This window comes from Comamonas testosteroni ATCC 11996 (genome assembly GCF_000241525.1).
Lineage (GTDB): Bacteria > Pseudomonadota > Gammaproteobacteria > Burkholderiales > Burkholderiaceae_C > Comamonas > Comamonas testosteroni.
Genome location: NZ_AHIL01000044.1, coordinates 1 through 23,612 on the forward strand (window position 1 = coordinate 1; position 23,612 = coordinate 23,612).

20 protein-coding genes and 1 pseudogene are annotated in these 23,612 nt (G+C 58.9%); 9 read left to right on the forward strand and 12 right to left on the reverse strand.

Annotated elements, in window-relative coordinates:
* The 3 genes and pseudogenes from CTATCC11996_RS25645 to CTATCC11996_RS20760 all read left to right on the forward strand — a co-directional run.
* Positions 1-161: pseudogene (locus CTATCC11996_RS25645) on the forward strand (acetaldehyde dehydrogenase); the annotation flags it as partial.
* Between the two features lie 14 nt (positions 162-175).
* Positions 176-1,207: a 4-hydroxy-2-oxovalerate aldolase gene (gene dmpG, locus CTATCC11996_RS20755; RefSeq protein ID WP_003080063.1), complete on the forward strand. Its 1,032-nt coding sequence runs from the start codon at positions 176-178 to the stop codon at positions 1,205-1,207.
* Positions 1,208-1,289: 82 nt separating this feature from the next.
* Positions 1,290-2,177, forward strand: a complete 888-nt coding sequence (locus CTATCC11996_RS20760; RefSeq protein WP_003080064.1) for a SphA family protein — start codon at positions 1,290-1,292, stop codon at positions 2,175-2,177.
* A gap of 657 nt (positions 2,178-2,834) precedes the next feature.
* On the opposite strand, the gene CTATCC11996_RS20765 is transcribed toward CTATCC11996_RS20760, so the two are convergent.
* The gene (locus CTATCC11996_RS20765; RefSeq protein WP_034349865.1) at positions 2,835-3,605 is read right to left on the reverse strand and encodes an AraC family transcriptional regulator; all 771 of its coding nucleotides are present in this window, start codon (positions 3,603-3,605) and stop codon (positions 2,835-2,837) included.
* 20 nt (positions 3,606-3,625) lie between these two features.
* Between CTATCC11996_RS20765 and CTATCC11996_RS20770 the strand changes: the two genes are divergently transcribed.
* Entirely contained in the window at positions 3,626-4,534 is a 909-nt protein-coding gene (locus CTATCC11996_RS20770; protein ID WP_003080068.1) for a sulfite exporter TauE/SafE family protein, read from the forward strand.
* A 672-nt stretch (positions 4,535-5,206) separates the two neighbouring features.
* Here CTATCC11996_RS20770 and CTATCC11996_RS20775 read toward each other — a convergent pair.
* Entirely contained in the window at positions 5,207-7,645 is a 2,439-nt protein-coding gene (locus CTATCC11996_RS20775) for an autotransporter family protein (protein WP_003080069.1), read from the reverse strand.
* 133 nt (positions 7,646-7,778) lie between these two features.
* Between CTATCC11996_RS20775 and CTATCC11996_RS25750 the strand changes: the two genes are divergently transcribed.
* The 3 genes from CTATCC11996_RS25750 (at position 7,779) to CTATCC11996_RS26395 (ending at position 9,296) form a co-directional block, all read left to right on the forward strand.
* Positions 7,779-8,147: a hypothetical protein gene (locus CTATCC11996_RS25750; RefSeq protein WP_157999254.1), complete on the forward strand. Its 369-nt coding sequence runs from the start codon at positions 7,779-7,781 to the stop codon at positions 8,145-8,147.
* 222 nt (positions 8,148-8,369) lie between these two features.
* The gene (locus tag CTATCC11996_RS25970; RefSeq protein ID WP_174437025.1) at positions 8,370-8,933 is read left to right on the forward strand and encodes a cyclic-phosphate processing receiver domain-containing protein; all 564 of its coding nucleotides are present in this window, start codon (positions 8,370-8,372) and stop codon (positions 8,931-8,933) included.
* 210 nt (positions 8,934-9,143) lie between these two features.
* Positions 9,144-9,296, forward strand: a complete 153-nt coding sequence (locus tag CTATCC11996_RS26395) for a hypothetical protein (protein WP_003080073.1) — start codon at positions 9,144-9,146, stop codon at positions 9,294-9,296.
* 220 nt (positions 9,297-9,516) lie between these two features.
* On the opposite strand, the gene fabF is transcribed toward CTATCC11996_RS26395, so the two are convergent.
* A complete protein-coding gene (fabF, locus tag CTATCC11996_RS20790; protein ID WP_080569920.1) occupies positions 9,517-10,788 on the reverse strand; it encodes a beta-ketoacyl-ACP synthase II in 1,272 nt (423 codons plus the stop codon).
* A gap of 97 nt (positions 10,789-10,885) precedes the next feature.
* Between fabF and CTATCC11996_RS20795 the strand changes: the two genes are divergently transcribed.
* The gene (locus tag CTATCC11996_RS20795; RefSeq protein WP_003080078.1) at positions 10,886-11,467 is read left to right on the forward strand and encodes a TetR/AcrR family transcriptional regulator; all 582 of its coding nucleotides are present in this window, start codon (positions 10,886-10,888) and stop codon (positions 11,465-11,467) included.
* Between the two features lie 221 nt (positions 11,468-11,688).
* Here CTATCC11996_RS20795 and CTATCC11996_RS20800 read toward each other — a convergent pair whose 3' ends face one another.
* The 3 genes from CTATCC11996_RS20800 to CTATCC11996_RS20810 form a co-directional block, all read right to left on the reverse strand.
* On the reverse strand, positions 11,689-13,275 hold the full coding sequence (locus CTATCC11996_RS20800) for an esterase-like activity of phytase family protein (protein WP_003080080.1): 1,587 nt from the start codon (positions 13,273-13,275) through the stop codon (positions 11,689-11,691).
* 105 nt (positions 13,276-13,380) lie between these two features.
* On the reverse strand, positions 13,381-14,523 hold the full coding sequence (locus CTATCC11996_RS20805) for a porin (RefSeq protein ID WP_042438592.1): 1,143 nt from the start codon (positions 14,521-14,523) through the stop codon (positions 13,381-13,383).
* Positions 14,524-14,919: 396 nt separating this feature from the next.
* Positions 14,920-16,146, reverse strand: a complete 1,227-nt coding sequence (locus tag CTATCC11996_RS20810) for an FAD-dependent monooxygenase (protein ID WP_003080084.1) — start codon at positions 16,144-16,146, stop codon at positions 14,920-14,922.
* 140 nt (positions 16,147-16,286) lie between these two features.
* Here CTATCC11996_RS20810 and CTATCC11996_RS20815 point away from each other — a divergent pair, with 140 nt between their 5' ends.
* The gene (locus CTATCC11996_RS20815) at positions 16,287-17,228 is read left to right on the forward strand and encodes a LysR family transcriptional regulator (RefSeq protein WP_003080086.1); all 942 of its coding nucleotides are present in this window, start codon (positions 16,287-16,289) and stop codon (positions 17,226-17,228) included.
* 269 nt (positions 17,229-17,497) lie between these two features.
* Here CTATCC11996_RS20815 and CTATCC11996_RS20820 read toward each other — a convergent pair whose 3' ends face one another.
* From CTATCC11996_RS20820 to CTATCC11996_RS20845, 6 genes are all read right to left on the reverse strand, one after another.
* Positions 17,498-17,908 (reverse strand): VOC family protein, encoded by a 411-nt coding sequence (locus CTATCC11996_RS20820; RefSeq protein WP_003080088.1) that lies wholly within the window; start codon positions 17,906-17,908, stop codon positions 17,498-17,500.
* 516 nt (positions 17,909-18,424) lie between these two features.
* Positions 18,425-19,375 carry an ABC transporter substrate-binding protein gene (locus CTATCC11996_RS20825; RefSeq protein ID WP_003080090.1) on the reverse strand — a complete coding sequence of 317 codons (951 nt, stop codon included), beginning with the start codon at positions 19,373-19,375 and terminating at the stop codon, positions 18,425-18,427.
* 105 nt (positions 19,376-19,480) lie between these two features.
* A complete protein-coding gene (locus CTATCC11996_RS20830; RefSeq protein WP_114865082.1) occupies positions 19,481-20,473 on the reverse strand; it encodes a D-isomer specific 2-hydroxyacid dehydrogenase family protein in 993 nt (330 codons plus the stop codon).
* A gap of 11 nt (positions 20,474-20,484) precedes the next feature.
* Positions 20,485-21,630, reverse strand: a complete 1,146-nt coding sequence (locus tag CTATCC11996_RS20835; protein ID WP_003080098.1) for an acyl-CoA dehydrogenase family protein — start codon at positions 21,628-21,630, stop codon at positions 20,485-20,487.
* Positions 21,627-22,454 (reverse strand): class II aldolase/adducin family protein, encoded by an 828-nt coding sequence (locus CTATCC11996_RS20840; RefSeq protein ID WP_003080102.1) that lies wholly within the window; start codon positions 22,452-22,454, stop codon positions 21,627-21,629. Before CTATCC11996_RS20840 ends, CTATCC11996_RS20835 begins: the two co-directional genes overlap by 4 nt.
* A 28-nt stretch (positions 22,455-22,482) precedes the next feature.
* A complete protein-coding gene (locus CTATCC11996_RS20845; RefSeq protein ID WP_003080106.1) occupies positions 22,483-23,604 on the reverse strand; it encodes an LLM class flavin-dependent oxidoreductase in 1,122 nt (373 codons plus the stop codon).
* Between the last annotated feature and the right edge of the window lie 8 nt (positions 23,605-23,612).

Sequence of the window (23,612 nt, forward strand, 5' to 3'; positions counted from 1 at the left end):
CCATCACGGGCCTGAAAACCTCGATCTTTCTGGAGGTTGAGGGTGCGGCCCACTATCTGCCCGCTTATGCCGGCAACCTCGACATCATGACCAGCGCCGGCCTGCGCACTGCAGAGCACATGGCCGAGCGCATGCTGGCGACGCTCGCCGTGGCCGCCTGAGGAGACGACACACCATGACACAAACCAAGAAAATCTACATCTCCGACGTGACCCTGCGCGACGGCAGCCACGCCATTCGTCACCAGTACAGCGTGGAGCAGGCCAGGCAGATCGCACAGGCACTGGATGAGGCCAGGGTCGATTCGATCGAGGTCGCTCACGGAGACGGCCTGCAAGGCTCCAGCTTCAACTATGGCTTTGGTGCCCATACCGACCTGGAGTGGATAGAGGCCGTGGCCAGCGTGGTCAAGCACGCCAAGATCACCACCTTGCTGCTGCCGGGCATCGGCACCGTCCACGACCTCAAGGCCGCCTACGACGCCGGTGTGCGCGTGGTGCGGGTGGCCACCCACTGCACCGAGGCCGACGTGTCCCGCCAGCACATCGAGTACGCGCGCCATCTGGGCATGGAAGCAGTGGGCTTTCTGATGATGAGTCATATGACCTCGCCCAAGGCCCTGGCTGAACAGGCCAGGCTCATGGAGAGCTACGGAGCCACCTGCTGCTATGTGGTGGACTCGGGCGGCGCACTGGGCATGAATGATGTGCGGGAGCGCTTCAGGGCCTTCAAGGACACCCTCAAGCCGGAAACCCAGACCGGCATGCACGCCCACCACAACCTGAGCCTGGGCGTGGCCAACTCCATCGTGGCCGTGGAAGAAGGCTGCGACCGCGTGGATGCCAGCCTGGCCGGCATGGGAGCTGGCGCCGGCAATGCTCCGCTGGAGGTGTTCATCGCAGCCGCAGAGCGCCTGGGCTGGAACCACGGCACGGATCTGTACAAGCTCATGGATGCGGCCGACGACATCGTGCGCCCGCTGCAGGACCGCCCGGTGCGCGTGGACCGCGAGACGCTGGCACTGGGCTACGCAGGCGTTTACAGCTCGTTCCTGCGTCACGCTGAAGTGGCTGCCGCCAAATACGGACTCAAGGCCGTGGACATCCTAGTCGAGCTGGGCAAGCGCCGCATGGTCGGCGGTCAGGAAGACATGATTGTCGACGTCGCCCTGGACTTGCTCAGAACGCGCCAAGCAACAGCAAGCTGATTACCGCGCCCTTCCTGCTGGCCGCCGCATTACCCACCTATCCACAAAAGAAAGAACGAATCACGTTCTAAAAGGAGACATCATGGATAAATCAATTCACCTTCTGATCTGCGCTTCTGTCATTGGAGCAGCGAGTGCGAACGCTGCCGAAGGGGGAGGCTCTGTCTACCCCAACGGGGCGGAAAATTTTGTTGCAGGAGCACTGCCTCCACCTGGCATCTACGGGATCGCCTTCGTGAATCATTACGAAGCCAACCGGCTCAATGACTTCTCCGGCAAGCAAATAGGCATTCCTGGATTCAAGGTTCGAGCCACAGCGATCACACCTCGTGTCATCTGGGTTCCAGGGGTTTCGGTACTGGGTGGTGATCTCGTCGCGCACATGCTTGCACCGCTGGTTGAAGTCGAAGCCAAGATGGGCGGCCAGTCTCAAAAGAAAAGCGGCCTCGGTGACATCACAATGGGCTTGGGCGTGGGTCATCACCACGGCTCCAACCTGCACACCATTTTGGGGTTGGACGTCACGCTTCCCACAGGAAGCTATCGGAATGGAGATCTTGCAAACCTGGGCAGAAACTACTCTGCCTTGGAGCCAGTTCTGGCTGTTTCATATCTCAACAGCCAAGGCTTCAACGGTGATCTACGCATGGGATACCTCATCAACCGCGTGAACAAGGCGACTGATTACCGGTCAGGGCAAGAATTTCACCTGGACTATGCAGCTGGATGGGGGCTGGGAAATGGCTGGGTACTTGGCCTGGGTGGCTACTACCGAAAACAGACCCAACTGGACAAGCAAATGGGCGTTGAACTGTCCAACAGCAAGACCAGTGGGATGGCAATAGGCCCGAGCATCAAATATGACAGCGGGCGCGGTTGGTTTCTAACGGCCAAATGGCAGTTCGAAAAGAACATGAAAAATAGCGCTCAAGGCAATGCGCTATGGCTTAGGGCAGCATTGCCTCTCTGACCCAGCGCCCCAGCAAGGATACTCTCGGCCTGCACGCACATCGTCGCAACGCAACTTGCACACTTTGAGCCGAAGTGAGGCCGAACCGATCATCCAAGCGGACGCCCAATGACACCGCTGAACTTAGCTGCGAGCTGACCGTCTTCATCTGGTCGATCAGCAACCGTCTTAGATCGGCCAAAAACAGAAATTCGGCTTTCATCTGATTGACGCCCCATCTGGGGACATCGGCGTAAAGGAACTGGCCGACAGCTGTCAGCTTGAAGCAGTCGGCCAAGCAGCCTTCGCGAACGGCTGCGCCAGGCCAATAGCTGCCAGCCGACAGAGACCCGGAGCTAGGCTGGTGCCGCTTCAACTACTCCCAAGGTGCCAATGTTGGCAGCTGCTCCGCCTCTTTCATTTACCCAGCCTGCCACTGGTCGATACACAGCTTTCAGCCTCTGCGTACCACACGTTTGTGTTGCATGGACGGTCGAAGAAAAGACCAGTGCATGCCTCGATCCAAACAGAGCGCATTCAGGCTGGAGCGTGTACAGGTTTGATGGCAGTGCCTCCAAAGGAGGCGAAGCACGAAGCTGGACTGATCTGAAAAACTGGCTCCTGAAGGCAGACGTTCACGAGCCTGCAATGAATCAACAACGTGGCCGCCGGCGCGGATTACCGCTCTGCCGCCATGAAGTTTGACGGCTTGCTCCCGAGCCTCTTGCGAAACATCGTGGAGAAGGCACCCGGACTGTCATAGCCCAGTTGAAGCGCCACCGTTGTCACTGAATCACCGGTCCCCAGTTTGGACATCGCAAAAAGAAGACACGCCTGGCTTCTCCACTCTGAAAACGATAGTCCGGTTTGCGAGCGAAAGAACCGGCTGAAGGTGCGTTCACTCTGGTGTAGCTGCCGTGCCCAGGCCAGCGGCGACAAGCGCACATCGGGTTGGTGAAGGAAAGCAATGCATAGAGTCGCCAGTCGTTCATCCCGCGGCAGAGGCGCAAAGAACGGCAGTGCTTCTGCGCGGCCGACCTCCAGCAGCAAAAGCGACATCAGCACGCCATCGCGACCGCGCTCGTCGTACAGCGCCGGCAAGTCGATGGATTCGATGAGCAGATGCCGCAGCAGCGGGGACACGGCCAGCACCTCGCAATGCGATTGGCTCCGTGGCACCTCGTCAGGCTCGATGTACAGGCTTCGAGTATTGACTCCCACCATCTTCACCCTGTGCGGCTTGCCTGCTGGAATCCATACGCCACAGTGGGGAGGTATCACCCAGGCGCCATCGTCAGTACCGACTTCCATCAACCCGGTCGCGCCATAGAGGAATTGTGCCCGGCGATGGCTATGGGTATCCAGAACGGTGCCAGGCGCGTAATCGGTGCCAATGGCCACGACAGCACGAGGCGTAGCATCTAGGAAGTTCAGTGATTGATTGCGCACAGCAAGACTGCAAAGAGTGAATGGCCGAAATACAAATATTGTTGACCAAACATCGGAAGCGCGCCACTCCAGAGCCATCTACTGTGACGACTCCTGCATCAATGGAGTTTTTCGTGTCGTTGTATTTGTTGTTGGCGGTCTGCGGATGTGTAACGGGCGTCACTACCGTTCTGTTTGGTTTTGGCGGCGGATTCGTGGTGGTTCCGCTGCTGTACCGCTTGTTGTCTACACCGAACCTCCCAGGCAGCGCAGTGGGGCAATCGGCCATGCAGATTGCCGTTGCAACATCCACCTGCGTGATGGTCTTCGGTGCGCTCCTCGCTACTTGGCGTCACCAACGGGCTGGAACAGTGGATTGGATGAATGTCAGGCCTTTGCTGGGACCCATTGGCGCGGGGGCTGCACTTGGCGCACTTGCGGCAACCGTTGTTCACAGCGAGTGGCTGCGTTGGGCCTTTGCGGCCTATATGGTGCTGACCATTCTGGACTGCTGGTTGAGGCCTGGGTTTCTTGCTCAGCCCTCGGCAAAGCAGCACCACCCTGGGCCGCTGAAGAATGCACTGTCTGGACTGGTGATCGGGTGGGTTGCTGCATTGCTAGGGGTCGGCGGCAGCGTGATGACCGTTCCCCTGATGCGCCGCCGTGGGATCGAAATGACACGAGCTACCGCCATGGCGAATCCGCTATCACTGCCGGTCGCACTGGCAGGAACAGGGACTTACATCGTCCTGTCCACTCAATCTCCTTTACCTCTTGGCGAGTGGCACCTCGGCTATATCGACATACGAGCTGCTGCTGTGCTCGTGGCCGGTTCCTGGATTGGTATCCGTGCAGCATCGCTGTGGATCGGGCGCATTCCAGACCGAGTTCACGCCATGGTGTATTTGGGACTGTTGATCGCCGTCTTCTTGGCCATGGTGACAACATGAATGCGAGCTGCTGGGCCTGTATCCCGAACGCCGGCTGAATTCTTGGCTGCGACAGGAGGCTGACAAACAGAAGGCTGCTGCCAACGCCAATCGCTAATCGCTCAGGCGATTCGGATGCGCGCCCGCTCGGGAGCGCATCCTGTGTAGCCCTCAACTCGATGGGAGAGCCACAGGTAATACCGCTCATCGCGAGCCGTGGAGCAAGGGCAAGATCGGCGGACCGGAGGCACCGTTCAAGCTCAAGGACATCTGGGCGCTGCGTGTAGGGCTTCAAATGCAGGACGAAGGTGACACTGATTTATCGCCGCACCAGGAACCTGCGCCCTGTGCAGTTGCGGCTCGGCCACTGCACACTGGGGTCGACAGTGAGGTACCGGGGCATCGAAGCCGAAAATGCCCTCGAGACCTCTGAGCAGACGGAGATTTGAAGTTGGCGCTGACGAACACTCCGGAAGACGTTGACCGGCTATCCGGGCAGACCCCAGCGGTGCATCTCAAACCAGAATCGGGCTGAATCGCAGTGCGCCAGACAAACTGAGCGGCAGCTCTCGTAAGCTGGGAACGGGTACTACCGCCCCTAAGCAGACCTTCGCAAACGGCTCCAAATCGTCACAACTAAAAAAGGCCCACACTGGGTGGACCTTGATTGCCATCCCCTGAACTCAGGCAGGCTTACCACTTCATACGGAAGCCGAACTTCGCACCGACGGCATGGCTGTCGCCAAAGTTCTGCACGCTGGTGCGCGCCATAAACTCCCCATAAACCGTGTAGCGGCCATCATCCCAGTTCAGTGATGTACCCAAGCCAATACCGGCCCACAGCGCCTGGTCCTTGCTGGTCACATTCATATCTGCGACGCGTGCCGAGGTGCCTCTCAGGAAGTCGTAGTACAGGTTGGCAATACCGTACACATGTGAGCGATTGGCCTTGCCATTGCCTGCGCTCCACTTGGTCTCATGATCCAGAGACACGCCCAGGCGCGCGACCAGACTGTCGCCGTTGTCACGTGCCACATTGGCGCCGTACTGGTCAGTGAACGCATCGAAACGTATCTGCGACCAGGCCAGTTGAGCCTGAGGCGTGATCGACCAGTTGCCGCTCAGCGCAAGGCGGTGACCGGCTTCCAGACTGGTGGCTACACCGATGCCGCGGTTGTGGTTGACCAGCTTGGTTCCCAGAGTCGAAGAGCTGATGCTGGAGTCATACCAGGTTACGGTGGTTCGGCCATCCACGTATGAACCATTGTTGCCGTACCAGGTGGCTGCTGCGCCAATACCGTAGCCGGTGGTATTGATCGAGCCATTACCGAACATCGACATGACGCTGGCATTGCCAGAGCCATAGTGGAAGGTCGGCCCCACAACCAGCGTGCCGGCTTGGTTTTGCACGACAGGCGCATCCACGCCGCCTTCGAACTTCCAGTTGCGGACGTTGTAGCGAGCACCGGTGGTGCTGGTCGATGGGTCGACATGAGTGTTCGAGCCCTCCATGCGTGCCCACGCACCACGGCCAATGCTCGGCTTGCCGTCTTCCTGCTCTGCCTGCAATGAGGCATTGGGCGACCACGAGCGGTTGCCGACGCGCTGCTGCAGTGTTCCCAGTTCGTTGAAGCGCTGAAGCACGCCGGAGTATGCCTCGTAAAGAGGCACGGTCGGTGCCAGCAGTGGTGCGGGTTCGGTTGTTGCGCTGCCCGTGCCACCAGTACCACCGGGAGGTGTCGTATCAATCAACGTAGAGCGCAGATACCAGTCACCGTCAGTAGGCTTGAACACACCATTCTTGTAGAGGCGGTAGGCGTACGCGCCAGCGACAACGGCTTGATCTCCTCGGAACGAGTAGTCGCCCAGCAAGGTGAAGTTCGCATTCGATGCGCCCTGCACATCGATCACCTTGATGCCTTCTACGGTTGGTGCTCCTGAGCCACCGACCTTGACTGTCTGGATCTGACCGTTGCCCGACGTATCACCCGTCACTACAAGGCGGCCTGATGCCGATGCATCACCATCGAACACGGTGTTCACGCGCACCAAGCCGCCGTTGCCGATGTAGTTGCCAGCGATGGTCAGCACGCCCGAGCCACCGCCCGGCGTTACTGTGCCAGTGTTCGTGACATTGCCGAAGATCGTGCCGGAGCCGGACAGCGTACCGGCCGTGTTCACCGTCACAGGGCTGGTAATGGAGCCGTCGATGGACAGCGTGCCGAAATTGATGGTGGTCGGGCCGGTATAGGCCTGGGCCGTATCCAGCACCGTCGTGCCGGTGCCGTTTTGTGCCACACCGCCAGTACCCGAGATGAGATGGCTGAAGGTATAAGTATCCGAGCGATTGAAGGCAAGCGTCGCGTCGTTGTTGACCGCCACGTCGCTGGCAAGGCTGCCGCTGCTGCCGCCGTTGCCGATCTGCAGCGTGCCTTGGTTCACTGTCCATGGAGTGGTCACTGTGCCGTCACCGATCAGCGCCCAGGTGCTGGTGCCAGTCTTCTCGAACTTATCGAAGTAGCGGTACTGTGCTGTATCACCAATGGTCGACACATCGAACACATCGTTGGCGCTGCCGCCCAGGCGAAAGGTATCTCTTGCACCCAAAGCACCAGCCACAACATTGCCGACAATATTGGAGCCAGCCTGCAATTCGAGCGTACTGGTACCTGACACACCAAACTCGATCGCATTTGCATAGCCATCACCGGCGCGAATAGCACCCGAGTTGATGATGGACAGTGTGGTTCCGCTCGCCTGCGCGTAGATGGCCGAGTTGCCAGCCCCAGCCTCGATCAAACCGGAGTTTTGAATAGATACCGTGCCACTCGTAACACGGATACCGCGGCCACCACCGGATCCCCCGCTCAGGTCGGCGCCACCGCGAATAGTGCCTGCGTTGATCACCGTGCTGCCGGACGTGGCGCTGATGCTGACGCCAGAACCTGCCATGCCTCCAGACCCACTGCCACCGACAATAAGCCCTGTCGCTGAGTTTGCAACAGAGGTACCGGTCGCAAGCGTTATGCCGGCCCCCAGATTGTTGTTGGCAGCGTTGTAACCTGCCCCTTCGCCGCCTTTGATGGTGCCGTTGTTGATGGCAGTGATGGAGCCGTTGAGGGAGACACCCACGCCGCCACTCGTGCCACTCGCTGTGGAGTTGCCACCGGCGAGCGTTCCGTTGTTGATGACTTGTGCCCCGCCGAAGCCAAGGAATGCGAGAGCAAGACCAGGGGTGGCACCCGATTCGCCCAGATATGTTCCGTTGAACGTCGCCGGTGCACCGGCATTAACTGAAAAGTTAGCTGCTGCTGTAGCTCTGATGAACTCAAAGCCCTGCGTATCAATTGTGATCGGCTTGCTGAATCGGGGAAATGACGAAGTTCCGGGAGGTGCGATCGTGAAGCTCGAAGTCAGGCGGATCGTGGCACTGGGATCGCCGTCGGCCATGGCTTGCGCGAGCGCCGAGCGAAATTCGGCTTCCGTCCCGGCAGTGTATTGCCCGGCTGATGCGCCCGCGGAGAACAACAGCGCGATGGCTAAAGTGATGGGTGATGCTTGCGAAACGCGCGCAGCGGTACACCGCATGCCACGCGAAAAATTGGATCCCATGAATCCGCCCCCTCTTATTTGACTTATATCAAGTTACAAAATCAGACGAGGCGAATTACATCATGACGAAAAGCGGCTTCAAGGCGACTCATGACGTTGTTTTACAAAGGAAAAATGACGAATCGACAAAATGCGATGTCAAAGATAACAAATTAGGCGTCACATGGTTTGTCGCCTGAAATCAGGTGAGATTGCTGTGCTGTAGCTGGCCCATTCAGTCCAGAAAAACAGACTCGATTGCATCATGGTCGACGCAGGCTCGACCTATCCTCGGACTTCGCTGAATGCAGAGCAAGGGCTGACCGCTATTGGTCCGTTGGGGTTGTCGCTGATCGGCCCGAAGCGGTCTGTCATATCAGCTGCATGCCTTATGTTCTTCAGTTGCCGCCCGAGCTGGGCGTGGCAGACTTGCGCTCTGTTGCAGTTCTCTTGCTTGGGTAGCTTCATGACAAACAACGGTCGCATAAATTTGTTTCTGGATGATGAGCGCTTCCCTCCGAATCAGGGCGGACCATGGCATGTTGTCAGGAGCACAGAAGAAGCTGCTGACTATGTGTCAAATAACGGTGTCCCTGATCTGATCAGCTTCGATCACGATTTGGGAGGCGAGGACACCGCCATCAGGTTCGTAAATTGGTTGATCAATCGAGACCTGGAAAGTCCTGGATTCATCGGCCCGAACTTCAGATTCGTCATCCACTCTCAGAATCCAGTTGGGGCTAAAAATCTTGAGCATTTGCTTTCACGCTATCTTCAATTTCGCCTAGAAGAAAGCAAGCTGCGACCTCAGCAGACAGGGAAAAAATAGCACTCCGCCAAGAAAGCTGCTTCTGGGTGAGCACACCGACTCTGGCTGATCCAAAGCAGCCCTGGCAATGGCTTAAACCCAGGCTTTCGCGGGAACCCGGAACATGAGAAAGAAACCGATCCGCACGTTGCACAAGCTATTGCTGAGAGTGCCCTATTTCTTGAGTTCTCTGGGGAGGATGTGCTGTCTCCTGATGCAGCAGTTCAAGCAATGGAGCAACTGGCCGCAACTCTCCAAACGGCAGATGAAGAAACCCAATCTTCGCTGTGCCTGCAATTTGCAATCCTTGCTACGACGTTTTCAGGACAGCAAGTCACTTTTCTAACCGGGCTGGGTGAAGCTCTGGGTCTTGTGAAGAACTGAGTTGCACATGTACGTCTGCTTCTGACCGAAGCCCTGTTACGCCAGAGTCCTCAAAAGCAGACGCCACAGACTTGCTGCTTGCATCGAGCGTCCGCTGAACCAGGCTTCTATAGAACCCGCACTACCGGCCATTGGCATTCGTTCGGGTGAGAAGCCTGCACGATCAACCAAGAGCCGCATGTGCGATATGGCCTGATGAGGCCTCTGATAAAGGTATGGCTCAGGCAGTAAATCGCTTCAGAACCAGCGACGCATTCACACCGCCGAAACCAAATCCATTGAGCATGGCGTGCTCTATTGCATGAGCACGCGCACTCCCGGCGATCAGGTCCAGGCCGTCCGCCAAAGGGTCTGGCTGCTCCAGGTTGAGCACGGGCGGCGCGATCTGGTCGCGCAAGGCCAATACGGTAAAGATCGCAGCAGCTCCGCCTGCAGCTCCCAGCATGTGGCCCACGGCTGACTTGGTGGCCGTAATGGAGGGGCCAGCGCCTGCTCCAAACACTTGACGAATGGCTGCCAGCTCTCCCCGGTCACCCACGGGAGTGGAGGTTGCGTGAGCATTCAGGTGTTGAATATCACGAGCCTGCAACTGTGCCTGTCGCAACGCGGCGCGCATCGATCGCGCGGCGCCTGATCCATCCTCAGGACCTGAGGTGACATGGTATGCATCGGCAGAGGTGCCATAGCCCACGACCTCGGCCAGCGGCCTGGCGCCGCGCGCCAATGCATGATCCAGTGCCTCCAGCACCAGCAGGCCTGCACCTTCGGCCATGACAAAACCGTCCCGTGCCTGATCGAAAGGTCGGGAAGCCTTCGCAGGATCGCCGCCGCAGAAAGTGGTCACTGCTTTTGCCGCAGCAAAGCTGCCGAGCGCAACTCGGTCAATCGTGGCTTCGCTACCACCGCAGAGCGCCATGTCCGCTTCGTCGTTGCGAATCAGACGTGCCGCATCGCCAATGGCCTGGATGCTGGCTGCACAAGCCGTCACCGGAGCACCCAACGGCCCCTTGAGCTGGTGCCTGATCGACACCTGTCCCGAAGCCAGATTGGCCAGGAACGCCGGTACGGTGAAAGGCGACAAGCGCTGCGGCCCTTTGCCATCCGTGGTTCGCACCGCTTCAACAATGGTGCTGAAGCCGCCCACACCTGAGCCGATGACGGTCGCCGCGCGCTCCTGTTGCTCGACGCTTGGATGAGCCCATTGCGCATGTGTCAGAGCCTGGTCTGCCGCCCCCAATGCAAATGCGATGAAGCGATCCATGCGGCGTAGCTCCTTGGCCGAGATCACGGCTTCGGGGCTCCACCCTGCTTGCAGGTCCTCCTCCAGGCCTGGTACCCGTCCGGCGATGGAGACGCCTGTGCCTTCACCCACAACAGCGCTCAAGGCACGTACCCCCGACTGGCCGGCCAGCAGGCGTTGCCAGGCCAGCTCCACATTGCACCCTAGAGGAGAGACCAAACCCAAACCGGTGATGACTACCCGACGACCCATGCTGCACCTTCCGTTATTGAGCCCAGAAGCTGAGCCCAACTTTATTGATGATGATCGCAATCATAAATGAGTTTTGATGATGAGTATCATCTAACGTATGAAAGTGAGCAAAGCACAGGCCGCAGAGAATCGCGAAGGAATCGTGGATGCCGCTGCGCGCCTTTATCGAGAAAAGGGCCTGGATGGCGTGGGCGTGGCAGAGATCACACGCGATGCGGGCTTGACACATGGCGGGCTGTACCGGCACTTCGAGTCCAAGGATGCTCTCGCACGCGAGGCCTGCCTGCGTGCATTTGAGTGGACCATCACGCCGCTAGACGGATTGGAGTCCTCGGAGGCGGATGGCGTGCCTGCAACCAGACTCCGCGCGCTGGTGCATGGCTATCTTTCTGCGACACATCGCGATCACCCCGGAGAGGGCTGCCCCGCTGCGGCATTGGCAGCAGATGCTGCAAGAGCGGGGCCTGAGATGTCGGAGGTTTTTGCCCAGGGAGTGGAACGCAATATCCAGCGCTTTATGAGCGTGCTCCAAGGTGATGACGCGGCCAAACGTACTCAGACTATCGTGACCCTCAGCAGCATGGTTGGAGCCTTGATTCTCGCTCGCGCTACGGCTGCGGGCAACCCGGCACTTTCTGAAGAAATATTGGCAACCTTGCGAGAACAGTTAGCCCCTTAGTCGCCTGAATGAGGCACGCGCTCGCACATTTGATGCGCATGTCAATTTGGAGCGTGGCGGCTGTCACGGTCTGGTCCAGACCGCACCGTAATCCAGACCGGTGGAGCACCAGCGCAGGTCGCCGTGCGTCGCATCAACACGGCCCTGCTGCGAGCGGGCCGACTGGCGCCGGTACGGCTCGCTGGGCTACAGCAGACAGCGGCTGTAAAAGCCGCTGTCGATCAGGGAGCGCCGTATTCGCTCAACTTCTTGCTGAACCTGAAGGTCCACAGTCGCTGTGCGCGATCATTGACGTCATTGGTGGCAAAGCGCAGGCTCGCCGCGCCCTTGGCGCATTTGCCATCGCTCACGATCTTGCCGTCGGCATCCACCATGCATTTGGTGACGTCCGAGCCTTCGATCTCCTTGCCGCTGGCATCCAGCACGGCCAGCGAGACGCCGAAGTCGGTGTCGTTGGTCAGCGCCAGCGTGTAGTCATCGACCAGTGCCAGGCCCTCGGCCTTCTCGGCCACCCAGCCGGTGGCGTTCAAGTTGAAGAGCCGGGTCTTCTTGAGTGCCACTACCTTGGAATAGTCCGAGCCATTGACCGGTTTGCCGGTCAGGCTGCTCTTTTCCAGGTCGGAGCCCAGCGCAGTGATGTCGGTAGCGTTGGCGGGGAACTCGATCAGCACCAGATCGTTAAAGACTTTTTTGTCTTTGCCCGTGCCTTGCTCGATGGCAATGAACTTCCCATTGCCCAGCGAGACCACATCACCCAGCTTGGCGTTGCCGGTCTTGCCCTGGCTGTACCAGCTGCCGTCCACGGGCAATGCAAACAAACGAGTTTTCTCGGTAGTCGGGTCAAACTCCACCCAGCGCACAAAGCGGGCGTAGTCGCGCACGTTTTCCGACTTGCCGGTCGCACCGGGAACTGCAGCAGTGGTGTAGTCGGCCTTTCCGTCGTTCAGCGGGCTTTGCAGGAAACCGTGCAGCTTGCCGCTGGCCACATCGATGCTCAGCCCTTCCATGCCACGGTTGGCGCGGCGTTTGGCGAGGATGGCAGGCAGATCGGCCGTGCCAGTGCCGGGCTTGTATTTCTTCAGGATGATGCCGGTGGCCGGATCGATCTTCACGATGAAGGGACCGTATTCGTCGGAAACCCACAGCACATTGCGTGCGGCATCCACCACCACGGATTCGGTGTCCAGGCCGAATTCACTGTAGCCCTTGGCCTTGCCGGGATAGGTGAAGGAGTCGTCCAGAACTTGCTCGCCCGTGTTGCCTGTGATGCCCCGTGGCTGCACACGACCATTGGCGTTCTGCGCGGCGCTGAACTTGAGCGGCAGGGTCGAAACGAGCCTGGCTCCGTCCTTGCCGAGGGTGATCACGCCGATGGACGGCGTGAAGTTGGGCGAGGGAAACACCGTGGAACTGGCGAAGCCCGTGGAGTTGGAGCCGTCGGTGATCTGCGTGAGCGGACCGGTGGTGGCGTTCGGGCCGCGATCGGTGATGGCGTAGAACTCCAGCGTGCCGTCGGCGCGCCTGCCCTTCAAGGCCAGGCCCGAGCCATAGGCCGGCAGAAAGCCCTTGGGGAAATCAGCCTTGGTGGCGGGATGGTTGCCTTCGTAGGGGAAATAGAACTTGTCGTCGAACTGAACGTCCTGACGCGTGACGACGGCGCTGATGCTGCCGACGCCGGTGGTCTGCATGACCGTCTCGGGGCTGGCGACCTGAAGCGGGCGGGTGTCGGCGCAGGCGCTCAGCAAGGCAACCGCAGCGGCGGCCGCGGCCGCGGCCATCAGGCAGGATGAAGAAGTGAAGTGGCGCATGGCGGGTATGGCTTGAGAGGAAGATGGAAGTCCCCAAAAAAGCCCGACGAGGCGAAGGCCTGCTCGACCTTGGAGACTTCTTTGCACAAAGAGGCGTTGCGCCGCTCAGAACGAGTGGCTGATGCCGATATCCACACCAGTCGACCCGGTGTTGGCGACACCTGCAGGGCCGCCGATCAAGCCAATGCTGGCGCCATTCTTGTTGTTGACGCGCGCAACCCCGGCGTACACAGAGGTGCGCTTGGAGAAGTCGTAGACATATCCGATCGAATACTTGTCGGTCTTGCCACCGCTGCGCGTGAGAGCTGTGGCGTTACCACTGAACTCGGCGCTGGCGTACTTGACGCGGAAGCTGCCGGGCCCCACGGGGATGGTAGCGCCCAGGTAGAAGCCGTCCACCTTACCGGAGGTTGCGCCACTGACGGGCTTCCACTTCAGGCTGTTGTATCCGCCACTGAGCACGAAACTGCCGAAGTTGTATGAAGCGCCCAGCGCCAAGTCTTCCAGGTCGCTGGTTGCGGCGATGGCGCTGGGCGAAGTCACGGCAGCAGTGCCGTCGATCTTGCCGTAGCCGATACCCACGTTCAGCGGGCCAGAGCGATAGCCCAGGTTACCGCCTATGTATCTTCGGGCCTTGCTTGCGCCAGAGTTGGAGGCGTTTTCATCACCAAAGGAAACCGAGAACTGGCCGTAGACACCGCCCAGGTTGCGCGGCAGGAAGTAGCCCACGGAGTTGCTGATGCGCGTGCGATCCACCGTGCCGCTTTGGCTGGCGGCGTTATACGCAGTCTGGCGGATCGTCTGGAACAGGTTGGCCTGCACGCCGGTGGTGGTGTCAGGACCACCGAACGCGGTGAAGATGTTGTAGCTGGGGGTGTAGTCGCGACCCAGGCGGATTTCACCCCAGGAATTGTTGATCAGTCCGATAGTGGAACGGCGCTCGAAACCCAGAGAGCCGCTGCTGCCGCCACTACCGGTGTCAGGGCTGAGGCCACCTTCGAGCCAGAACTGAGCCTGGGTGCCGCCGCCGAGGTCTTCCGTGCCGCGAAAGCCGATCAGGCTGGTCTTGCCTTGGCTGGAGTTCAGAGCATTGAGCCTGTTGCCGCCGGACTTGGCACTGGTGATGCCGACGTCCACTACGCCAAAAATGGTGATGGAAGACTGTGCCAGGGCCAGGCTGGATGAAGAAGCGAGGAATGAGCCAACCACGACTGCCAGAGTACGCGAGCACGTTTTATGATTTTTCATTGGCGAGATACGAACGGAACTTATCAGAGGGAATGGCGGTGGCTCTCTTGCAACCGCTGCCGAAACTCTAAGCAACACATAAGTACTTTTCGTGACGCTTGTACTGTGTGACATGAAAGTAACAGCAGCGGTGCATGCGCAGAGTTAGCTACCAGTAGCCCCTGGCCGGACTGCGGCAGTCGCAGATCAACCCGTTGCGGTCGTTCGAGTGTCAACGACCATGCCTGCTATGCGGCGCTTGCCGGCTGGTGCACACATGCGCGCTAGCCGGATGCATGGAAGAAGGCGCCTGAATAAAAACCGACGAGGCACATCCAGCACCTGAAAAGCTCAGCCGGCCGCGCGACTCTCGTCACTGGCGACCTGGCTTTCTATCCGCGTGGAATCCAGTGCACGTCATTCAATGCGGTACAGGCTGCCGATGCCTCTCTCCTGCGCCGGCGTGCCGTCGGGGCAGCCAGGCATTGGCAGGCCCTGTCCCCATCCAGCAGCCAAGACCTGCACGTCACTCACAGGATCGGACGCCTTGGCCCGCTCATTGCGGATGCGGCAGGTTTCAGGATCAGTGGCGAACAACCCGCGCGCGAAGACCCGACCCTGTTCCGCCAGCCTTGCAGTTTTCGAGGTACGGATATTTGCAAACGCCTGAAAGACGTCGTCCAAACCATCGCTTGCGCCATCCAGGCACCGGGCCAAATGCCACGCATCTTCCAGTGCCTGGCAGGCACCCTGCCCCGACGTCGGCAACGGCGCGTGTGCTGCATCCCCAACCAGCAGCACATTCGCCCTGCTCCATGTATGCAGCGGCTCCAGGTCATGCACCGCAATCAGCCGGATGGCATTGGCGGGCGTGGCACGGATGAGATGCGCGACTGGTTCAGGCCATCCCGCGAACAAATCTTCGACCTCCTTGCGCATATCTGCGGCCGGTACGGCTTCAGTCAGGGGCCGAGCCTTCGCCGCAGCCCAATACACCAGGTCGGGTCGAATCGGCACGCAACCAAAGCGCTCGCCCGCCCCCCAGAAATCCTGAATCGCAATATCGTCCACCAGCGCATGCGGCCCCTGCGCCACGCCGATCCAGTTCACGAAGCCCTGATAGACAGGTGTGTTGTCACCCGCGACAAACTTGCGCGCCACTGACCCCATGCGACCGTCGGCGCCAATGAGCAGATCCGGACGGATGCTCGTGCCATTTTCGAAATAGGCCACGGCCCTGCCATGAGCATCCAGCTCGATGGCCGCCGCCCGGTGTCCGAACTCCACCGGTATCCCGGCCCGGGCTGCGTGATCCAGCAGCACCTCCTGCAAGTGCCTGCGCAGCACCGTGTAGGTCGGGTATCCCATCGTCCGGTCCAGCAAGGCGATATCGAGACCTCCCAATGCATTGCCCATGGCATCCTGGCGGCGCATTGTCAGCGGCCGACCGCCAATGGCCTCGATGTCTTGCAGCAGCCCCAGCTCTTCCAGCACAAAGCTCGCATTGGGCCAAAGCGTCACGCCCGCCCCCATGGTTGCCGGCTCCGTTCGGCGCTCATAGACCCGAGGGTTGTAACCCTGCTTGCGCAAAGCCAGCGCCACGCTCAAGCCCGCAATGCCACCGCCAAGTATTCCAATTTCCACGCTGAATCTCTCCTTGCTCATAGGGTGCCCGGTGCTCGGTCCACAGCCTCACATCGGGCAAAAGGGCATCTTAAATTTCGCCACTGCAGAGAACTAGCATGCAAAATCGGGACGTTTTCATACCTCAAACGGGATAATCAATGCGCGATGCACTTGATCTGAATACCGTACGCGTCTATGCGGCGGTTGTTGATGAGCAAAGCTTTGCTGGCGCATCGCGTCTTTTGGCCATCCCCTCGTCCAACGTCAGCCGCCATGTCGCGTCACTGGAGCGCAGACTCGGTACACGGCTGCTGGAGCGAAGCACCCGCCACCTGCGCATGACGGAAGCCGGTCGATTGCTCTACGAGCGCGCCAAGCCCTTGCTCGACACCCTGCTCTCCACGCAGGAGGAGCTTGGCGCGGTGCAGCGCGAACTGCGTGGCCCTTTGAAAATGTGCATGCCTGGCGAGGCACCAAGGCTGCTGGCCCCCATCCTTGCCGAATTCTGCAGCCTCCATCCAGGCATCGAGCTCGAATGCGATACCCGGATGACCGGACTCGAAGTGCTTCGAGAAGACGTGGACCTTTCCATCGTCTTCCACCGGGGCCATCAGGAGGACAGTGCTTTCATCACCCGCGAACTCGCCACACTGCCCAGCATCGTGGTTGCCGCCCCCTCCCTACTGGCCAGGACCGGCATGCCACGCCATGTGCGTGAGCTGAAATCTCTGCCCTGCATCACCACCCTCAGTGCGCTGAAGGGCCAGCCCTGGCAGTTTCAGGACGCCGCGGGGCAAATCGTCAAGGTGCCGGTCCGCAGCCGCTACCGCGTCAACAGCGGAGAGCTGGCCGTAGCTGGCGCACGGCAAGGCATCGGCTTCGCGATTGTGGCCGCCCACCCCTGCCAGGAAGACCTTGCTACGGGTCGATTGCAGGAAGTGTCACTGGACCTTCGGCCTGCCCCTCTGCAATTGCTGGGGGCATACAGTCATCGCCATTCCGTGACTGCGCGTGTCCGGGCGCTGCTGCAATTGATACAAGTGCGGTTGGCTGACGCGGTTAGCCCTCCCATGGCCCCCGGGCCTTGCGGGAAGGTCTAGGCTCGAAGTGGAGCACCGGGCTCAAAGTGGAGTCCTTTGAAGCGCAAGCAGTCGCTTGGTATGACTTTCTCAATGCCCGCTTCTGGCTGACAGCGTGAGCGCTCGGATATGACAGGACGCGGACACCCCGGATATGCGATCCCAGCCGGAGAAGTCGGCTGTCAGCGAAGTCCAAAAACGGTGCTACCGGCCTGGGCGGCCAGCACATTGCCGCGCCGGCAGCGCTAGAGGACGTCCATAAGCAAGCGTTGCCGATGGTCGAGGTTGCGTCAGCCTTGAGGCATCTGACTCATGTCCATGAACATGATTTCCCAGATGTGGCCGTCTACGTCCTCGAAGCTGCGGCCATACATGAAGCCATAGTCTTGAGGGGGGTTCACGTCCGCCTTGCCGCCGTGAGCGGAAGCGGCCTCAACCATGCTGTCGACGGCCGTGCGGTCGTCGGCGCTCAGACACAACATGACTTCGCTGGCAGCATGGGCGTCGACGATAGGCTTTTGGGTGAACGTGGCCCACTTCGGGTGGGTGAGCAGCATCACGTAGATGCTGTCGGAGACGACCATGCAGGCGGCGGTGTTGTCGCTGAACTGCGGGTTGTTGACAGCGCCGATTGCTTCATAGAAGGACTTGGCCTTCGGCAGGTCAGCAACGGGCAGATTGACGAAGATTTTCTTGGACATTCGAGACTTTCAAGGTCTGTGTTGAGAGGGAATCTTCAGGCGTTGGCGAGCGACGTCAACAGTTCGTCCAGCAGCTGCATGCTGGATGTGAGGCCGTCTTCCTGCCCAGGTAACCACAGCTTCCCAGTTTCGGAGCGGGTGGCTATTGATGCATCATATCCAGCTGCACCAGTGTCAGCCAACCGCACTAGCTGTCGTTAGGGTCGTAGGCTGGCAATGGCCGCAACCGAGAGTCGCAGTGCTCCAAGGCAGCTATCGACCGGTTGCTGCACTTCAAGATTTGACAATCGAGGACCGCCAAGCAGCGATTACGGCTGCTCGCACTCACATCACGAATTTTCGCAAGCCACCATATAGCGTTCATCCGAGCTACAAGGCAGGGAGCTTCTCAATGGCAGGTTTCTTTGAGTAGTTGGCAGCACCCTTCGATAAAAGCTGGAAGTCCGTAGTTACCTTTCACGAAGGCGATGCGATTCAGTTTCTGGTATCAAAATTTTTGATAAATCCCAGCCCGATTCAAAGAAGCCTAAAGCTCTTATCAAAGGTCGCCTCAACCTCCAGCTTTTGCTTGAGTAACCGTGCTTTCACATAAAAATCCGCGGTTCGCTGCTGGTCGGCAATGACTGCGGCATCAATGTCTTGCCAACGCATGGCTCTGCGCTCAAATTGCAGAGTCGCTGCTGCCACGGGAATGCCGATGATTTTGGCCAGTGATTGTCCATAAGCATCGGCATTTTTGTATGACCAGATTTGTGCTCTGGCGACACGCTGTTTGAAGTCCTGCAGGGCTTCACGCTTTTCTTTTAGGGCTACATCGGTTGCAGCCAAAAAGCTCAGGCCACTCCACAACCCTCGTCCATTCACCAGTACGCGTGCATGCTGGCTGGTTTCCGCCAACGCTGTGTATGGCTCCCAAGTTGCCCACGCATCCACCGCGCCTTGTGTCAGCGCCAACTTGGCATCGGCTGGCGGAATGAATTTGAACTGCACGGAGTCCAGTGGCAGCCCTGCAGCATCCAAGGCTTTGAGCGCCACAAAATGTCCAATCGAGCCACGATTCGTGGCAATGCTTTTGCCCTTAAGGTCGTTGACGGATTGGAATGCTGAATCTGGGCGCACCAGAATGGCAGTGCCATAGGCATCAGAGCGCTGTGCGGCAAATGCCTTGGCAGCGCTGCCCGCCGCCAGACTAAACAACAGGGGTGCATCGCCAATAATGCCGAAATCAATGGCCCGGGCATTTAGCGCCTCCGCCAAAGGTGCGGCTGCCGGGAACTCACTCCACTTGATGTCATAGGGCAAATCCTTGGTCTCACCCGCCGCATCCAGCAAGGCTTTCAACCCGCCTTTTTGATCGCCTGCGCGCAGTTGCACGCGATTGCCTTGCGCCCCCACACTTGAAGCGCCCAACAAGCTGGAGCCCGCCAAAACAGCGCCCAGCACTTGATGGAAGTGTCTTCTCTGCATAACCGTCCTTGTGATGTCTGAAATACAAGAACCATTGCAGCAGTCAAGTTGCTTTAGGTGAAGCGATTAATTCGCAGATGCTTATGCGAAAAACGGTGAGACAACTCAGTAGCCTTTGCTTAGATCCACCACATCAAATAGAGCTTGGGAGCGCCGATAACGCTGAAGATTCTCGGCAAACTTGTCCCGGGTCGCAGCTTGCACATCGCCTGCGGCCCAAGAAATATGCGGGGTGAGCCTGACCTTCTCGTGGCTGTAGAGCCAATGGTCTTCTGGCAGAGGTTCAGGCTCGGTCACATCCAGGCTGGCTGCGCCGAGCAGACCTGAATCCAGCGCAACCTTGAGTGCATCTTGGTCTACCAAGCCCCCACGAGCCACATTGATCAGATGCAGGCCCGGCTTGCAATACGCCAGTGCATCGGCATTGATCAATCCCCTGCTCGCCGCTGTTAACGGCAAAGCCAACACCACATGGTCACTGCTAGCAAGCAATTGAGACAGGTCTTTGGCATAGGATGCGCCATCCTCATTCAACTGCGCAGATCCTTTTCCATTGCGCAAAACCTGCACCGTCATTCCAAATGCTTTTGCACGTTGGGCTACCGCCTTACCGATGGCACCGTAACCCACGATACCCAGTGTTTGCTCTGCAAGCAGCCCCATGGGTTGGGAGATCACCAAAGTCGACTCCCGTTCCCAATCCGCAGCGTTTTTCGCACGGCGCGCATTCAACGCCAAAGACTGCTCCAGCAGTACAGAAAGCACGTAGTCGGCAATAGGCTCAGCCGCCACACCACGCGCACAGCTGACTTGCACACCCTCAAACAACCAAGCGGGAAAATAATCGATGCCAACCGAAGCCAGATGCACCCAACGCAGGCGCCCGGGCCAGCCTGCCGGCTTTTCTTTAGGGGCATCGCGCCAGCCATTACGTGGAGCCGTCAGCAGCACATCGGCCTCGTGACAACGCTCCCAGGCCAAATCCTGGCCCGCATCCAAAACCTGCACACCGGTAGATGCAGACAAAACCGCACCTCCCAACTGATTAAGCACGATGGCCTGGCGCAGCGAAGGCGCCAAGGCGGGTGCGTCTGTCATTGAGCCCATGATCAAACCCCCAGGGCCTTGCGCCCCGCGGTAATCCACACGCTATCGTCTTGAGGCGTGTGGATACGACCGCACAGCACATCACGCCAATGACGCTCCAAGGGGTTATGCCGTGTCAGCCCATGGTTGCTGGTCAGCGACTGGGCCAGCTCCACCGCCTGCACTGCATTATTGGTAGTCACGCTCTTGATCAGCCCTGCTTCGTTCGCGGATGGAAATACACCATCGTCCAGGCCTCTGGCCAGTCCAGCGATCAAGCGCTGATTTGTCAGTAACAGACTTTCTATACGGCCAACGACTTCTTGGGCACGCGGCAAGGTCGCCAAAGAAGCTCCTAAAGAAGACGGTTTGCGTGCATGCAAGAAACCCAGCAACCAATCACGTGCGGCCTCGGCCACACCCGTATAAAGCGCAGAGATCAGCACGGCAATCTCTGCCTGCGCCTGGGGATCTGCACCAAGCCATTCGGCCGGAAGACGCAAATCCACTGCATTCTCAAAAGGCACCAGCACATCTTCAAACACGACATCATGACTCCCACTGGCGCGCAAGCCCAGGTGATCCCAGGTCTCGTCAATACGTGTACCGGCCAGCCCCGCTGGAACCAGCAAATAGCCTACTCTAGGCTCGGCCTCATCGGTACGCGCCCATAGTGCATACCAACTCAGAATCGGCGCACCTGTTGAGTACAGCTTGCGCCCCGAGACTCGCCACCCCTGCGGCGTTTGGCGTGCAATGGTGGCAGGCAGACCTCCACGCGCAGGAGACCCCAACTCAGGCTCCACACGCAAGGCGTTGATCAACGCCCCTTTCTCAGCGGCCTCACGCACTACTTTTTGTGCCAAAGCCTTGGGCCAACGATTACCCCCGCGCCCCAAACTGCGGTGCTGAGTGAACTGCATGATCAGCACCAGTGCCGTAGCAGGATCGCCCTTACCAATCGCTCCAATCACATCACTGAGCTGCGCCAATGTGGCCCCCTGCCCACCAAGCGAGATGGGCGCGGCCAAGGTCAGCAAGCCCGCTTGATGCAGATCCGAGAAATTCTCAAAAGGAAAGCTCGCATCCCTGTCATGCGCGGCCGCACGCTGCGCAAAATCAGCTGACAGACTGCGCACCAGCTCCGGTAATTTCAATGGCGCGTTCATTGCAGCACCTCCGGCTGCTCACGCACAATAACGGCTGCCAAATCGCGGAAGGTGTGATGAGCACCACCAGGACCACCAATTTGCGAATGCGTCAATGCAGCAATCTCGTGCGGTATGGGTTGCGGTGTGCCTGCCGCTTCTGCAAGCAACTGTGTGTGGCAAACATTCTCTAGTGCGATATACCACCAAGCCGCAGCTTCGATCGATGGACCCGCTGTCAAGATACCGTGATTCTTGAGAATCACCGCCTTGCGCTCTCCCAGCACCTTGGCAATGCGTTCGCCCTCATCGGTCTCAAGCACCACTCCGGAATAATCGTCAAACAGCGCATGATCCTGGTAGAACGCGCAAGAATCCTGCGTCAACGGGTCTAGCAAGCGCCCCAAGGTGGACCATGCCTTGCCATAGGTGGAATGGGTGTGCGCCGCAGCCACGATATTGGGGCGCGCCTCATGCAGGGCTGCATGAATCGCAAATGCTGCACGGTTCAGCGGCCCTTTGCCCACCACAATTTCTCCGGCAGAGTTGACTAGCAATAGATCCGAAACACGAATTTGCGAGAAGTTGATGCCTAATGGATTGACCCAGAAATGGTCACTCCACTCAGGGTCACGGGCCGTAATATGGCCGGCCAGGCCTATATGCAAGCCATGGCGTGCGAACAATCGAAAAGCAATCGCAAGTTGCTCGCGACGATATTGGCGTTCTTGCAGGATGCTGCGCTGCGGCGCAGGCTCTTCAAACCAGTCTTGTCGACGGGGGTGGGCGTTAATCTCCAGTCGCTGACTGAGCACTTGCTCGGACAAGGCAATAACAGTAGACATAGACAATCCGATTTCTTCAAAAAGAGTTTCAAGCCGCCAGGGCTTGCAAGGCTGGCGATGAATGGGTGACCGCAACGCTCACCCGTTTGCTGCTTGCAAGCTTGTCCTTCACCAGAGGCAGCAGCTCACGCCCATAGGCCAAGGTATCTGGCAAAGGATCAAAGCCTCGAATCAAGAAGGTGTGAATGCCCAGGTCGTAGTACTTGATCAGCGCATCGGCCACTTGCCCGGCCGTGCCCACCAGCGATGTGGTGTTGGAGCGCCCACCTGTTTCACGGGCAATCGCCGTCCACAGGCGCTCATCCACACGGTCACCGTTGGCGGCATCAGCCAACAAACGACGTGCACCCTCGCTTTGCTGTGGGCCACCACGGGCATAGCTTTGTTCGGAACGAAAGTGCCTTGTAGCTTCAAGAATATGCTGCGCACGATCCCAGGCTTCGGCTTCCGTCGCGCCCAGAATAGGTCGGAACGAAATACTGAAATCGATCTCACGTTTGTGGAGCGCTGCAGCGGCTCTTACACGCTGCACCAGATCACCCGCCTGAGCCAAAGACTCGCCCCACAATGCATAGAGATTGGCATGGCGACCTGCAACCTCCAGCGCAGGTGCTGAAGCTCCGCCAAAGTAGATCGGAATATGAGGTTGCTGCAAAGGCTTGACTTCAGACCACACACCCTTGGCGCGGTAGTAGCGCCCTTCGTGATCAAACGGTTTGTCTTCGCCCCAAACACGGCGCAGCAAACCTAGGTACTCATCGGTTCGCGCATAGCGCTCGTCATGACTCAAGAAGTCGCCATCACGCTGCTGGTCTTCATCGGAGCCGCCCGAGATGATGTGCACCGCAACCCGACCACCTGTGTAATGGTCCAGAGTCGCCAACTGGCGAGCCGCCAATGTAGGCGCGACAAAGCCTGGGCGATGTGCCAGCAGAAAGTTAATATTTTTTGTTGCAGCTGCGGCATAGTTGACCGTCAGCAACGTATCCGGACTGCTGCCGCTGGCAGGCACCAGAATACGGTCAAAGCCCGCGTACTCGTGGGCCTGAGCAAATGCACGAACATAAGCGGGATCTATGGCAGGACCACGTCTGGCAATGATTTCCGATACTTCATGGGGCTGAATCATGCCGATGAACTGAGCGCTCATGTGTATTC